Source organism: Streptomyces canus (genome assembly GCF_001514145.1).
GTDB lineage: Bacteria > Actinomycetota > Actinomycetes > Streptomycetales > Streptomycetaceae > Streptomyces > Streptomyces canus.
In genome coordinates this window covers 6,835-20,567 of sequence record NZ_KQ948659.1, presented here as the reverse complement: position 1 = coordinate 20,567, position 13,733 = coordinate 6,835, and the positions used below count along the sequence as shown (strand labels likewise).

Annotated in this window: 14 protein-coding genes; 2 read left to right on the top strand and 12 right to left on the bottom strand. The window is 72.4% G+C overall.

The genetic code is table 11. From position 1 onward, the window contains the following. The first annotated feature begins 22 nt into the window (after positions 1-22). The gene (locus tag AQJ46_RS13755) at positions 23-511 is read left to right on the top strand and encodes a MarR family winged helix-turn-helix transcriptional regulator (protein ID WP_225887326.1); all 489 of its coding nucleotides are present in this window, start codon (positions 23-25) and stop codon (positions 509-511) included. A gap of 88 nt (positions 512-599) precedes the next feature. On the opposite strand, the gene AQJ46_RS13750 is transcribed toward AQJ46_RS13755, so the two are convergent. Genes AQJ46_RS13750 through AQJ46_RS13720 form a run of 7 tightly spaced genes read right to left on the bottom strand, consistent with a single transcriptional unit; the run spans position 600 to position 7,458 of the window. Next, positions 600-1,736 carry an alpha/beta hydrolase family protein gene (locus AQJ46_RS13750; protein ID WP_059205885.1) on the bottom strand — a complete coding sequence of 379 codons (1,137 nt, stop codon included), beginning with the start codon at positions 1,734-1,736 and terminating at the stop codon, positions 600-602. Continuing rightward, positions 1,729-3,276, bottom strand: coding sequence for a class I adenylate-forming enzyme family protein (locus AQJ46_RS13745; RefSeq protein WP_059205884.1), 1,548 nt, complete (start codon positions 3,274-3,276; stop codon positions 1,729-1,731). Before AQJ46_RS13745 ends, AQJ46_RS13750 begins: the two co-directional genes overlap by 8 nt. Next, a complete protein-coding gene (locus AQJ46_RS13740) occupies positions 3,273-4,226 on the bottom strand; it encodes an aromatase/cyclase (protein WP_059205883.1) in 954 nt (317 codons plus the stop codon). The genes AQJ46_RS13745 and AQJ46_RS13740 overlap by 4 nt, the downstream gene beginning before the upstream one ends. After that, positions 4,223-4,480, bottom strand: coding sequence for an acyl carrier protein (locus tag AQJ46_RS13735; RefSeq protein ID WP_057613877.1), 258 nt, complete (start codon positions 4,478-4,480; stop codon positions 4,223-4,225). The genes AQJ46_RS13740 and AQJ46_RS13735 overlap by 4 nt, the downstream gene beginning before the upstream one ends. 10 nt (positions 4,481-4,490) lie before the next feature. Continuing rightward, positions 4,491-5,732: a ketosynthase chain-length factor gene (locus AQJ46_RS13730; protein WP_059205882.1), complete on the bottom strand. Its 1,242-nt coding sequence runs from the start codon at positions 5,730-5,732 to the stop codon at positions 4,491-4,493. Continuing rightward, positions 5,729-7,000 (bottom strand): beta-ketoacyl-[acyl-carrier-protein] synthase family protein, encoded by a 1,272-nt coding sequence (locus tag AQJ46_RS13725; RefSeq protein ID WP_057613879.1) that lies wholly within the window; start codon positions 6,998-7,000, stop codon positions 5,729-5,731. Before AQJ46_RS13725 ends, AQJ46_RS13730 begins: the two co-directional genes overlap by 4 nt. 14 nt (positions 7,001-7,014) lie before the next feature. Continuing rightward, positions 7,015-7,458: a nuclear transport factor 2 family protein gene (locus tag AQJ46_RS13720; RefSeq protein ID WP_107117262.1), complete on the bottom strand. Its 444-nt coding sequence runs from the start codon at positions 7,456-7,458 to the stop codon at positions 7,015-7,017. 129 nt (positions 7,459-7,587) lie between these two features. On the opposite strand from AQJ46_RS13720, the gene fabG reads away from it, so the two are divergent. Further along, a complete protein-coding gene (gene fabG / locus AQJ46_RS13715; RefSeq protein ID WP_059205881.1) occupies positions 7,588-8,388 on the top strand; it encodes a 3-oxoacyl-ACP reductase FabG in 801 nt (266 codons plus the stop codon). Positions 8,389-8,471: 83 nt separating this feature from the next. Here fabG and AQJ46_RS13710 read toward each other — a convergent pair whose 3' ends face one another. The 5 genes from AQJ46_RS13710 to AQJ46_RS13690 form a co-directional block, all read right to left on the bottom strand. Further along, positions 8,472-9,650, bottom strand: coding sequence for an acyl-CoA dehydrogenase family protein (locus AQJ46_RS13710; protein ID WP_059205880.1), 1,179 nt, complete (start codon positions 9,648-9,650; stop codon positions 8,472-8,474). Positions 9,651-9,675: 25 nt separating this feature from the next. Continuing rightward, on the bottom strand, positions 9,676-10,200 hold the full coding sequence (locus tag AQJ46_RS13705) for a flavin reductase family protein (protein WP_059205879.1): 525 nt from the start codon (positions 10,198-10,200) through the stop codon (positions 9,676-9,678). Then, entirely contained in the window at positions 10,197-11,906 is a 1,710-nt protein-coding gene (locus AQJ46_RS13700) for an NAD(P)/FAD-dependent oxidoreductase (RefSeq protein ID WP_059205878.1), read from the bottom strand. The genes AQJ46_RS13705 and AQJ46_RS13700 overlap by 4 nt, the downstream gene beginning before the upstream one ends. 91 nt (positions 11,907-11,997) lie before the next feature. Then, positions 11,998-12,639, bottom strand: a complete 642-nt coding sequence (locus AQJ46_RS55440; RefSeq protein ID WP_059205877.1) for an antibiotic biosynthesis monooxygenase — start codon at positions 12,637-12,639, stop codon at positions 11,998-12,000. A 38-nt stretch (positions 12,640-12,677) separates the two neighbouring features. Then, positions 12,678-13,586, bottom strand: coding sequence for an MBL fold metallo-hydrolase (locus tag AQJ46_RS13690; RefSeq protein WP_059205876.1), 909 nt, complete (start codon positions 13,584-13,586; stop codon positions 12,678-12,680). Between the last annotated feature and the right edge of the window lie 147 nt (positions 13,587-13,733).

Sequence of the window (13,733 nt, the reverse complement as noted above, 5' to 3'; positions counted from 1 at the left end):
CTTCGGAGGTATCATGGCGGGCGTGAGTACCCCATCGCTGTTCGACCACCCCGCCTGCGTGGTGACCCACCTCAGCGCCCATGTGCAGGAGCAGCTCGTCGAGGTGCTCGCGCCCCTGGGCATCCACCCCCGCCAGTTCGGCCTGCTCGACCTGCTGATCGAGAAGGACGGCCTCAGTCAGCACCAGCTCGCCGGACCGTTGAACGTGCACCGGAACGTGATGGTCGGCCTGGTCGACGAGCTGGAGCGGCGCGGCCTGGTGGAGCGCCGCCGCCACCCCACCGACCGCCGCGCCCATGCCGTCCATGTGCTTCCGGCCGGCCGCGAGATGCACACCGAGGCCGAGTCGCTCATCAGCGGCTTCGAGACCCGGCTGCTCGGCGGACTGGAGCCGGAGGAGGCGCGGACCTTCGTCACCCTGCTCAAGCGGGTCTTCGCGCACGCCGGACTCGCCGGCGACCTGCACCCCGGGCTCCTCACGTCCGAGGCCACCCTCGCCGAGAGCCGCTGACGAGGACGGTTTCGTACGAGGGTGCCCGGACGAACGCCGAGGGCCTGTCCGCCGATCCGGCGGACAGGCCCCTGGTGAACGGGCCCGGTCAGGCGCGGTCGGCCAGCCGCTCGGTGACCAGGTCGGCGGTGCGCAGGGTGTAGGAGTTGATCAGGTTGAGGCTGGTGTGCGCCTCCCTGGGGTGCACCTCGAGCGAGTGCCGGTCCGACCACGCGCGGTCGAGGTCGTACAGCCCCTCGATCGGGAAGATGTCGTCCAGAGCTCCGGAGATGCTCAGCACCTCGGTGGCCGGCGCCGGGCCCGGCTCGATCGCCAGCTCGTCGAAGCGCGGTTGCAGGTCGGCGCCCGGCTCGGCGCCGAAGGCGAACCGGAAGTTGTCCTTCAGTCGGCGCGGCAGGCCGTCGAACTTGGCGATCGCCGGTCCGCCGCCGAAGTTGACGACACATCGGAAGTGCTCACCGAGCTCTCGGGCCACCCGCAGTGCCAGGTAGCCGCCGAAGCTGATGCCGGCGAAGGCCAGCCGGTCGGCGGCGATCCCCGGCTCGGTGCGCAGCTTCTCCAGCAGCTCGGCGACCACCGGTTCCATCTCCGCCAGTACCGGGGTGCGGCCCAGCCGCAGCCCCTGGCCCGGGCCCTCGAAGAGCACCGCGGCGATCCCGCGCTCGAGGTAGGCCTCGGCCAGCGCCATCACCTCGACCTCGGTGGCGGAGTCCAGTCCGTTGGAGAGCACCACCGCGGGCAGCGGCTCGCCCGATGCGCGCATCGCCTCGGTGCGCAGCACCCAGTAGCCCGCGCCGGTGCCGGGCAGCGACCCTTCGGTGACCTGGAGGTCGGTGCCCGCCAGGCTGCCCAGGAAGCAGTCCCTGATGCGCTGCCGCAGCCGTTGTTTGACGGTCCGGTCGTCGAAGTACTGGAACTCCGCCCAGTGGTAGGCCGCCGCGGCACCGCGCAGCGCGCGGCTGCGCCCGGCCACCGTGCCGGACGCCTCGGCGAGGGCGGTGTAGCTCTCCGCCCGGTCGGTCCAGCGCTCGCGCCAGAGGTTCCAGAACCCGGCGGAGGCGAGGTCCAGGTCGTCGGTGGGGAAGCCGTCCAGCGCCGCCGCGATGTCGCCCCAGTGCACCTGCGGGGCGTAGCGCGCGTTGAGGAACATCAGCCGCGGGAAGAGGTAGCCGAGCGCGCGGTACATGTGCTCGGGCACCCGCAGGCGCTCCGGGGTCTCAGTCATCGGAGCCGCCCTTCAGCAGCACGACCCGGGCCGGGTCGACGGCCGCGGCCACCTCACCGCGCATGATCTTGCCGTTGGCGCTGCGGGCGAACGGCTCAGGAGTGGCCCAGATCCGGTCGGGCCACTTCTCCGGTGCCAGCGCGCGGCGCAGTTCGGCGGTGACCAGCTCGCGCAACTCCTCGTCGCCGCGCTCACCGATCGGGCCGCACAGGCAGGCGACCGGCAGCTCGTGCGGGCCGTTCGGGTTCGGCAGGCCGACCAGCACCACCTCGTCCGCGCCCGGGGTGTCCGCGAGCACCGCCTCTATCTCCTCGGGGTAGATGCGGTGGCCGTTCTCGCTGAGCAGCACCCCGGCGAGCCGGCCCTTGAGGACCAGGTCGCCGTCGGGGCTCCACTCGGCGAGGTCGCCGGTGCGCAGCCACTCGCCGACCGGCTGGATCACCCCGGTGGCGACGTCCACGTAGCCCTCCATCACCGAGTCGCCCCGGACCCGGATCTCGCCGACCCCGTCCGGGTGGCCGGCCACCGGCTCCAGACGCACCGTCAGGGAGTCGTCGGGCCGGCCGATGCAGTAGACGTGCTTGAGGTAGCGGGCTTCGGCGTGGCCCTGCTCGGCCAGGAAGCAGAACGGGCCGTAGGTCTCGGTCAGGCCGTAGCCCTGGATCCAGTCGCACCGCAGCAGTGCGCGGCCCTGCTCGAGCACCGCCCTGGGGACGGCCGCCCCGCCGTAGGAGACCACCCGCAGGCAGGACAGGTCGTCCTCGCCGGTGGCCGCGGCGGCCACGAACTGCTTGAGCGCCACCGGGCGCAGCGCCAGGTGGGTGGCCCGGTGGCGGGCCACCTGGGCCGGCCACTGCGCCGGGTCCGGGGTCTCCGGGAAGACCACGGTGGCGTCGTGCAACAGCGCGCCGAAGGAGTTGATCACCCCGGTGGTGTTGTTCATCAGGCCGGTCATGAAGATCCGGGCGGTCGGGCCGTAGCCCATGGTCCGGGTGACCCAGCCGATCCTGGCGACGATGTGTGCCTCGTTGACGCTGATCGCCTTCGGCTTGCCGGTGGTGCCGCTGGTGAACAGCGTCAGGAAGTGCTCCACCGGCTCTGGGTGGAGCACCTCCACCTCCGCCTCGGGTGCCTCGCCGGTGGGGAACGGCAGCTCCACCACGGTGGCGCAGCGCTCGCGCAGCACGTCCAGGCCGGTCCGGTCGCGCTTGAAGTGCAGGACCACGTCGGGCTCGGCGGCGTCCGCGATGGACAGCCACTCGGGCAGCGCCGCCGCCTGCAGCCCGTAGGGCATCAGCAGGTGCAGGCCCAGCGAACTGGCCGCGGCGAGGAAGAACACCGCCTCCGGCCCGTGGTCGAGCAGCGCCAGCACCCGCCTGCCCGGGGTCAGGCCACGTTCGAGGAGGGCGGCCCGGGTCCGGGCCACCTCGGCTCGGACCTGGCGCCGGGTCAGCGAGCGGTCGCCGGCGACCATGCACACCCGGTCGGCCTCGGCGTTCGGTGACAGCGCGAGACCGACCAGCTTCGGCGTCGGTGTCATGGGCGCCGCACCACCGATGCCGCGTACGCGCAGGCCGCCCCCATGGTGGCGCGGCTGTTGGCGCTCAGGGTGTCGCGGACGTGGGCGCACGCCTGCTCGAAGGTGGTTCCTTCGCCGAGCACCCGCTCCACGGCGGCCGGGTCGACCGCCACGGTGTGGTGCGAGACGATCGCCGTGCCGCCGTCCGACTTCTCGAACTCCCAGCGGCCGCTGTGCCCGGTCAACAGGGCGGGCAGCACGGTCTGCTTGTAGGCGATCCGCTCGCCCGGCAGGCACAGCCGGACCGAGGCGGTGGTGTGGGTACGGCCGTCGGAGGTGACGGTGTCCATCTCCATCCGCTGCACTCCCGCCGGGTCCTCGGTGAGGTCGACCCGGCCGACGTGCGGCAGCCGCTCGGGCCACAGGTCCGATCGGTGCACGAAGTCGTAGACATCGGCCGGGTCCACCCCGGGCTCCTCCACCCGGTCGCTGAAGGAGAAGGCCAACTGCTCCAGCGGATGCGGGCGTTCGGCGAAATCACCGAGGGCGGCCAGCTCCTCGACGCTGTTACGGTCCACCGCTTCGGCGATCCACTCCAGCGCCTCGGGTGCGTCGTCCACGGCGGTGAAGGCGTGCGTCAGCACGATCCTGGTCCGGCCGTCGCCGGCCGGGTGGAAGGACCAGTCACCGGACATCGAGGCGACCGGCGCGGTGGAGCGGTCCTGCCGGAAGGAGATCCGCAGGGAGGACGGGTCCAGGGTGCGGCGGGAGGTCCAGGTCGCCACCTTGCCGTTGGTCTGCGCCCACAGCTCGATCCGCTCGTCGGCGCCGTGCCGCTCGATCTGCCGTGCCCACAGGCACGGCCCGAGCAGCACCGGCCAGCGGCCCACGTCCGCGACCAGCGCGTACAGCCGGTCGGCGGGGGCGCGCACCACCCGGCTGTGCTCCATCTCTCGGGTGCGCGGGCTCATGCGGCGGCGGCTTCCTTGGCGGAGCGGACCAGCTCGGCCAGATCACGCGGCGTACGGGCCTCGAAGAGCAGATCGTCCGGCACCGACACGCCGAACTCGCGCTCGATCGCGGAGGCGGTCTCCATCAGGGCCAGCGACTCGTAGCCGAGGTCGTCGAAGGAGGTGTCGGCGAAGTCGGCCTCGACGACCCCGGCCTCGGGGGCGCCCGCGCTGGCGATGATGATACGGCGGATCTCGTCCACGGTGATGTTCACAACTGTCTCCTCAGGAAAGGTCGTTGGCGGTGTCGGCGTCCCAGGCGCGGACGACGACGGCCGAGTTGAAGCCCCACAGACCGCGGGCGACCACGAGTGCGGTGCGTACGTCCGCGTCGCGGGCCCGGTCGCGGACCAGGTCGATGCCGTACTCGGCGGGCACCTCGTGGGTGCCGGCGGTCGGCGGGATCACGCCGTCGCGGATCGACAGCAGCGCGGTGGCGACGTCCAGCGCGCCGCCGCCCGCATAGGTGCGGCCGGACGCGGCCTTCGGTGCGGTCACCGGCACCGCGCCCGTGCCGAACACCTCGCGCAGCGCGGCCGCCTCCGCCCGGTCGAGCTCGGGCAGACCGACCGCGTCGGCGAAGACCACGTCGACCTGGCCGGCCGTCACCCCGGCGTCGGCGAGTGCCGCCTCGATGGTGCGGCGCAGCGCCGGGGGCCGGCCTGAGCCCGGCGCGGGGTCGAAGCCGCTGGCGTAGCCGGCGATCTCGCCGAGGATGTCCGGGGCGCCGCGACGCAGCGCCGCCTCGGCGTCCTCCAGTACCAGCAGCGCGCCGCCCTCGCCGGGGACGTAGCCGCCGGCGTCCCGGTCGAAGGGCAGGTAGGCGCGGTCCGGGTCGGTGCCGGTGGACAGCCGGCCGCCCGCGATCTGCGAGGCCCAGCCCCAGGGGTCGAGCGCGGAGTCCACGCCGCCCGCCACGACCAGCGGGGTGCCGCGGCGCACGGTGCGCCGGGCATGGCCGACGGCGTCCAGGCCGCCGGCCTGCTCGGTGACCAGGGCGCTGGAGGGGCCGCGCATGCCGTGCCGGATGGAGATCTGACCGGCGTTCACCGCGTAGAACCAGGCGAAGGATTCGTAGACGCTGACCGTCTGCGGGCCTTCGGTCCACAGTTTGTGGAACTCGCGGTGGGTGAACTCGAAGCCGCCGAGCGCGTTGGCGGTGACCACGCCCATGTCGTAGTCGACCAGGCTGGCCGGGTCGACCTTGGCGTCCTCCAGTGCCCAGCCGGCCGCGACCAGCGCGTACCGGGTGGAGACGTCGGTCTGCGGGAGCAGCCGGTCCGGCAGGTGGTCGGCGGCGTCGAAGCCTCGGATCTCACCGGCCAGTGTGGCCGGGTACGTCCGCACGTCGAACCGGGTGAGTTCGCCGAGCCCGTGCCGGCCCTCCCGGGTGGCGGCCCAGTACTCCTGGGTGCCGAGGCCGTTGGCGGCGAGCGCGCCGATCCCGGTGACTACGGTCCTGGTCATTCCCTCTCCCCGGTCGGACGCTGCAACACCATCGCGGTCTGGAAGCCGCCGAAACCGCTGCCGACCGTCAGCACGGTCCGCACGTCCCGTTCCCGCGCGGTCAGCGGTACGTAGTCGAGGTCGCACTCGGGGTCGGCCTCGTGCAGGTTGGCGGTGGGCGGCACCACGCCGTTCTTGATGGCGAGCGCGCAGGCGGCGATCTCCACCGAGCCGATGGCGCCCAGCGAGTGGCCCACCATCGACTTGATCGAGCTGACCGGCGTGCGGTACGCGTGGTCGCCGAGGGCGCGCTTGACCGCGGCGGTCTCGTGCCGGTCGTTCTGCTTGGTGCCGGAGCCGTGGGCGTTGATGTAGTCCACGGCGGTCGGGTCGATGCGGGCCTGGTTCATGGCGACCCGGATCGCCTCGGCCATCTCCCGGCCGTCCGGCTTGAGGCCGGTCATGTGGTAGGCGTTGCAGCGGGTGCCGTAGCCGGTGACCTCGGCGTAGATCGGAGCGCCGCGGCGCCGTGCCGACTCCAGCGTCTCCAGTACGAACACCGCGGCCCCCTCGGCGAGCACGAAGCCGGTGCGGGAACGGTCGAACGGGCGGGAGGCGGTCTCCGGCTCGTCGTTGCGGGCGGTGGTCGCCTTGATCGCGTCGAAGCAGGCCACCACGATCGGGGTGATCGGGGTGTCGGTGGCGCCGGCCACGATGACGTCGGCCGACCCCTCCTGGATCAGCTGCAGGGCGTGCCCGACCGCGTCCAGGCCGGAGGTGCAGCCGTTGGAGACCAGCGACACCGGCCCCTCCGCGCCGACCTTCCACGCCACCTCGGCCGGCATCACGCTCGGCGCCAGGTAGTCGAACATGTGCGGCGACAGCCACTCCTCGCTGTCCACCAGCCAGTTGCGGCCGGAGTCGGACAGCACCAGGTACTCGCGCTCCAGGCTGGTCGCGGCGGCCACCGCGCTGCCCAGGGTGACGCCGATCCGCGCCGGGTCGATGCCCGCGAAGTCCAGGCCGCTGTCCTGCACGGCCTCCTGGGCGCAGACCACGGCGAACTGGGTGGCCCGGTCCATGCGGCGGATCTCCCGCTGGCTCAGCCCCTCCCACACCGGGTCGAAGTCCGCCTCGCCGGCGATCTGCGACCGGTACGGCGACGGGTCGAAGAAGCTGATCCGCCGGGTCGCGGTACGGCCCGCGGTGAGCAGATCCCAGAACTCCTTGGTGCCCCGGCCACCCGGGGCGCGTACGCCGATGCCGGTGATGACCACTCGTCGGCTCATCCCAACCCCCTCTCTCAGAAACCGTCGTGGTCGACGAGCCGCTCCTGGTTGCGCAGCCGCCCGTCCTCGCGGACCAGGGCGTCGCGCACCACACAGCTGCGGACCATCTGCGGACCGTCGCCGGGGCGGGTGGTCAGCACCAGCGCGTAGCAGGTGCTGCGGAGCCGGCCGTCCGCCAGCTGCTCGACGTCGACCATCGTGAACATGTGGCGCCGCTGCTGCGGGTCCGCGGCGAGCCTCTCGCGCACCTCGTAGAGGTCGGACAGGATGCCGGCCCGGGTGCGCGCCGGCTCCCGGCCGGGCGTGTGGCCGAAGACGGCGTCGTCCGTGAACGTGTCGGCGTACTCCTCCACCTTGCCCGCGTCCAGCGCCTGCATTTGGCGCGCGTAGTACTGAAGAACCTCTGCGTACAACTCGGCGCTGACGCCGGTCGACTCCATCTCCTCGAACTCCTTCACGCGACCGTTGAATGCGCTCAGTCTTCAATCACGCCCAAGAGCCACGGTCGAGACCGGCTCAACGCCCTCACCGCCGGCCTGGAGCGCGGCTCGACCGGGGCGCGAGGCGGGACGGCGACGGTGGGGGCCATGGACACATCGACTTCCACCGCCACCGAGCGCCGAGTCGCGCTGGTCACCGGTGCCACCAGCGGCATCGGCCACGAGATCGCCCGCACCCTGGCCCGCCAGGGCTACGCCGTCTACCTGTGCGCCCGCACCGCCAAGACCCTCGAGGACACCCTCGCCGAGCTGCGCGCCGAAGGCCTCGACGCCGACGGCAGCACCTGCGACGTCACCTCGCCCGAGCAGGTGCGGGCGCTGGTCGCCGCCGTCGTCGAGCGTTACGGGCGGCTCGACGTGCTGGTCAACAACGCCGGCCGGCCGGGCGGCGGCGCCACCGCCGAGGTGCCCGACGAGCTGTGGTACGACGTCATCGACACCAACCTGAACAGCGTCTTCCTGGTCACCAAGGCGGCGCTGACCGGCGGCGGCATGCTGGAGCGCGGCACCGGACGCATCGTCAACATCGCCTCCACCGGCGGCAAGCAGGGCGTGGTGCACGCCGCGCCGTACACCGCCTCCAAGCACGGCGTGGTCGGCTTCTCCAAGTCGCTGGGCCTGGAGCTGGCCAGGACCGGCATCACCGTCAACGCGGTCTGCCCGGGCTTCGTGGAGACCCCGATGGCCGAGCGGGTGCGCGAGCACTACGCCGGGATCTGGGGTGTGGACGAGCAGGAGGCGCACAGCCGGATCACCACTCGGGTGCCGCTCGGCCGCTATGTGGAGCCGAGCGAGGTGGCCGCGATGGTCTCCTATCTGGTCTCCCCGGGCGCCGCGGCGGTCACCGCGCAGGCGTTGAACGTCTGCGGCGGCCTCGGCAACTACTGATCGGCCCCTCTGCCATGCGTGACGCCCGGGTGCCGGGACCTCGATGGAGGTCCCGGCACCCGGGCGTCACGCATGAGCGGGGGTCAGGCCTTGAGCACCTGGTCGACCCAGCCCCGGGCGGCCGGCTCGAACTGCAGCGCCACATGGGTGGAGATGGCGGTGACGTCCCGCCACAGCCGCTGCATCGGACCGGAGAGCGCCTGTCCCCGGGTGCCGGACTGGCGGAACAGCCGGTCCACCGCGGTCACCGACAGGTCGACGGCGAGGGCGCAGTCCCGCAGATTCCGGGTGGCTTCCAGCGGGCCGGCGACGGCGCCCTCGTCGGCGAGCCGGGCGGCCCGCCCCAGCAGCAGCCGGGCCGCGTCCACCTCGCCGGCCGAACGGGCCAGCGCCTGCTCGGCGGAGCCCCGTACGCCCTGTACCCCGGTGGTGCCGGGCAGGTGCGGGGCGTTGCCGACCTTCTCGGCGAAGTACGCCGAGAAGGTGCGGACCATGCCGAGCGCGGCGCCGACCGCCGGTGCGGCGAACATCAGACCGTTGACCGCCTGGAGTGGGGCCCGGTGGCAGGCCGCCGCCACCCCGCCCCAGGCCTCGCTGGTGCGCCCGGCGAACAGGTCGGCCCGGTCGAAGGAGAGGTGCTCGGGCACGAACACCTCGTCGAGGACCAGGGTGTTGCTGCCGGTGGCGGCCATACCGACGCTGTGCCAGGTGTCCTCGACGCGGTACGCGGAGCGCGGCAGGGCGAACAGCCGCGCCTCGCTGCCCGTCCCGGTCTCCACCAGGCCGCACATCAGCGCCCAGTCCGAGTGGGCGACGCCGCTGATGTACGGCCAGCGGCCGCGGACCAGCCAGCCGCCGGGGGCCGGCCTGGCCGTGCCGAACGGCGTCACGGACCCCACCAGCACGGCGTCCGGGCCGGCCGCCCAGATCTCGGCCTGGCCCTGCTCGGGCAGGAAGGCCCCCGCCATCCGGGCGATCGAGGCGATCAGCGAGGCGCACCAGGAACTGGCGGGGCACTCCCCTGCGATCACCTCGACCGCCTCCACCAGTTCGGTGAAGGAACCGGCGGTGCCTCCGACGGCCGCGGGGGCGAAGTGCCGGGCGAAGCCCGCCCGGACGATCTCCTTCAGTACGGCGGGGTCGACGTCGCGGGCCCGTTCAGCGGCCTCGGCGCGCCGGCCGGCGGCGGGTGCGACGGCGGCCGCGGCGGTGGACAACCCGGTGATGGACGACCCGGTAGCGGGCGACCCGGCGGTGGGCATCTGTCTTCTCCTCACTACTCGGTGCTCAGGAGGCGGCCGGCAGCCGGTGGAAGGTGTTGCGGAAGAAGGTCAACGGCCCCTCCTCGCGCTGCACGGCCAGGTCGATCACCTCGCCGATGACGATCACGTGGTCGCCGCCGTCCACCTCGCGGTCGATCCGGCACTCCAGATAGGCCAGCGCGTCGGAGAGCACCGGCACGCCGGTGATCCCCGGCCGGGTGTCGGCCTCGACGCTGTGCCGGGTGTGCCGGCTGGCGAAGGACCGGCACAGCTCCTCCTGGTCGGCGGCCAGGATGTTGACCGCGAAGGCGCCGGTCCGCCGGAACACCGGCAGTTCGCCCGAGTCCTTGTGGATGCAGACCAGGATCAGGGCCGGGTCGAGCGAGACCGAGGTGAAGGAGTTCACCGTCAGTCCCACGGTCCGCCCGGTGCCGCCGGTGGTGATCACGGTGACGCCGGTGGCCCAGTTGGCGCAGACGCTGCGCAGCGCCTGTGGGTCCACCAGGGCCGGTTCCGGCTGCAGCACACTCGCCGCGCGGTGCTCGCTCATGCCGCACCGTCGAGCAGCGGGTCGACGAACAGGCCCTGGCTGCCCTCGGAGATCTCCTCCGCCTGCGCCAGGGTCAGCAGCACCTCCCCGGTGTACAGACCGTCGCTCTGCCAGTCGTCGGGACGCAGGCTGATCGCGTAGGGGTTGACCGGCACCTCCGGGTCCAGGGTGGCGTCGAGCTTGCGGGCCGCCCGGTGCAGGACGGCGACCGCCAGCGCCTCGGCGACCCGGACGTCCCGGGCGAGCTCGGCGGCCAGTTCGTCGTCGGTGTAGTCGACGACCAGGGTGGCATGGCTGTCCTTGATCGCCTTGGCCGGCACATAGGCGGCCGCGGGGCCGTCGGTGACAACCTTCTCCAGCTCGTTCCAGTCGCGGAAGACCTGCTGGACACGGTCGTTGAGCGTGAACAGCTTCTCGAGGTCGCCGCGCACGCGCCGCATGAACCCGTAGTCCAGGAAACGGTCCTTGACGAAGGTCAGCACCACGCCGACGTGGTTGAGCATGGCGTCCCAGCACAGCTTCGGCACCATCACGGCGGGGTTGCCGAAGGCCGGGTAGTGGTCCTCGACCTTGGAGAGCACGAACTCGAAGGTGCGCAGGTGGAGTTCGTTGTAGAACTCCAGCCGTTCGGTGATGTCCTCGCCCGCGAAGTCCCGGGTGACCAGGTCGGTGGTGACGCTGTTGCCGTAGCCGATCATGTCCGAGCCGGGAGAGTAGAAGGCGTCCGCGAAGGCGCCGGCCTCGCCGACCAGCATCCAGCGGTCCGGCGAGTACACCCGCTCGGTGCCGAAGGCGAAGTCCTTCAGGCTGATGAAGTCCGCGACGTCGCCGGTGCGGCCGTCGACCACCTCGGCCAGTTGCGGCTCGTTGGCGCGCAGCCACTCCTGGACCTTCTCGAAGGTCTGGATCCCCTCGTACGGGTGGACCCGCGGGTCCGCGCAGACACCGACCGAGATGTGGTCCGAGCCCAGCGGGATCAGCCACACCCAGTAGCCCTCGCCCATCAGGTGGTTGGTGGAGAACTTGCGGATGCCGGGGCGGTTCATCCGCGCCATCCACCGCGGGTCGTCCTTGCCCCACTCCTCCAGGTCGATGCCGCCGGTCAGGCGGAACCAGGAGGCGTTGATGGTGTGCGACACCTCGCGGGCGAGGCCCAGCTTCCGCTTGACGAAGTGGGCGCGGCCGGCCGCGTCGACCAGCCAGCGGGCGGTGATCGTACGCTGCTCGCCGCCCTGCGTGTAGGACACCGTGTGGTCCTGGTCGCCCTCGCGCAGCTCGATGTCGGTGATCGCGGCGCCCTGGCGCAGGTCGGCGCCGGCGTCCAGCGCCATCCGGGTCAGCTCGTTCTCGAACCGGCCGCGGTCGATCTGGTAGTTGTCGTGTGCGGGGAACTCCCGCGGGCCGAGCTCGATGCGCCGGGTGAGGTCGTGGTTGCCGCCCGCGGGCTGGAAGAACCGCAGGCCGTTCTTCTTCAGGTGGAACTTCTCCAGGTGCTCCTTCATCCCGACGGTCTGTGCGAAGTAGTGCGCGCCCGCCGGCACCGTCGACTCACCGACCTTGAACGCCGCCTCCGGCGCCAGGCCCTGCCGCTTGTCGAGGATCACCACGTCCGTCTCCGGCCGGGCGTTCTTGAGCTGGACCGCGAGCGTGAGACCCGCGAGCCCGCCGCCGAGTATCACCACATCGGTCGTAGCCTGATCCACCATCGCTCCTCCTGCTGGTAACAAGTCGTCAAGAAGTCTGTGCGGGCGCTCTCGCGCCCCGCTCAAGCCCGCGTGGAAGCGGCCGGATGCCGGTTCACACCACCTCGGCGGTCACCTCGGCGACCACGTCGAACAGGCCCGGATTGGCCGTGGCGTACGGCGGGTTGACGGCCTTGCGGGCCTGGAACTCGGGGTCGGCCTGCAGCGCCTTCCACGCCTCGACGCTGGCGTAGTGGGCGACGTTCACCAGGGGCAGCGAGGCCTCGCCGAGCGCCTGGTGCATCCGGAAGTCGACGAAGCCCGGTGACGCGCTCGCCCGCTCGGCCCGGGGCCGCCAGGCGTCCAGGAACTCCTCGACCCGCTCGTCCGGCAGCTCGAAGGCGTTGACCATGGTCACGCCCGCGCCGTCCGCCCGCTGCCCGGACGCGGCTTCGCCGATCACCCGGTAGACGCCCCGGTGGACGGTCTTGGCGTACGTCTCCGCGCCCGGGCCGCCCCGCTCGCCGGCCGCCGCCGCGGCCAGGTCGGCGGTGCTCGCCCAGTCGGCGACCGCGACCAGCTGGAAGCGGTGCTCGGCGCGCAGGGCCCGGTGCAGGCGGGCGCCGCGGAAGCCGGGCGCGGTGCGCAGCGGCTCCAGGTGGGTGCGCCAACCCGCGATGAACTCCTCTGTGTTCTCCACCGGCGCTTCGAGCACCGCGATCAGGGTGACCGGGCCGCTCTCGTGCTTCGTGCTCACTTGTCCGTCCTCTCCCCGTGGGGTTGGGAAACGTGTCGTCAGGCGTGGCAGGCGGGGAAGCCGCCGTGCAGCTCCGCCATGCCGCGGACCATCTCGTCGATGCCGGCGAAGTCCTCCGGGCGTCCGCCGCGCAGTTCGCCGTAGGCGCGGTACAGGTTGGGCACCAGCCGTTCGGTGTCCAGGAAGTCGGCGAACTCGCCGAGGTCGGCCGCCCGGGCCGCCTCCAGCGGGTCCAGTCCCTCGGCGAGGCCGGCTTTGGCCACGTCCAGCAGCCAGGCGAGGTAGCGCTCGGTGGTCTCGAGGAGCTCCGGGCCGCCGACCGGGCCGTGCCCGGGCACCACGGTGACCGCGTCGAGCGCCCGCAGCCGGGCCACCGCGTCGCGCAGACCGCTGACCGAGCCGGTCAGGACGAACGGGGTGACCGCGTTCATCACCAGGTCGCCGGCGAACAGCACCTGGCGCTCCGGCAGCCACACCACCGTGTCGCAGGAACTGTGCGCCGGGCCGAAGGCACGCAGCCGCACCTCCTGTTCGCCGACGTGGAGCGTGAGTTCCTCGGCGAAGGTGACCTGGGGCGCGGCCGGTTCGACCGCGCCCCAGTCCACGTCGGGCCACAGGCCGGTCAGGTGCAGTCCGGTGCGGATCGCCTCCTGCCGGGTCCGCTCGGCGGCCACCACCACCGCTTGTGGGAAGAGGTGGTTGCCGAAGGTGTGGTCGCCGTGCGAGTGGGTGTTGACGAGCAGCCGCGGCAGCGGCGCGGTGCCGGCGACCAGCTCGCGCAGCCGCGTGGCCCGGGCCTCGGTGGCGGCGGTGTCGATCAGCAGCGCGGTGCCGCCGTCGACCACCAGCCCCGCGTTGTTGAGGCACCAGCCGCCGTCGGGCTGCAGGAAGGCGTGGACCCCTTCGGCGATCTCTTCGAGTCTCGGTGCACCGGTGAAAGCTGCCATACGGCCACTGTCGTCCGGGGCACTCGACGGCCACTCGAAGCGAACCTGATCAGCGGGCCAGACGCCAGCTGTGCCCCGGCCGGAACCCCGCGGTGCGCTCCCAGCGGTACCAACGAGCCGTACCAGGCCCCGCCGAACTCGGCCGAG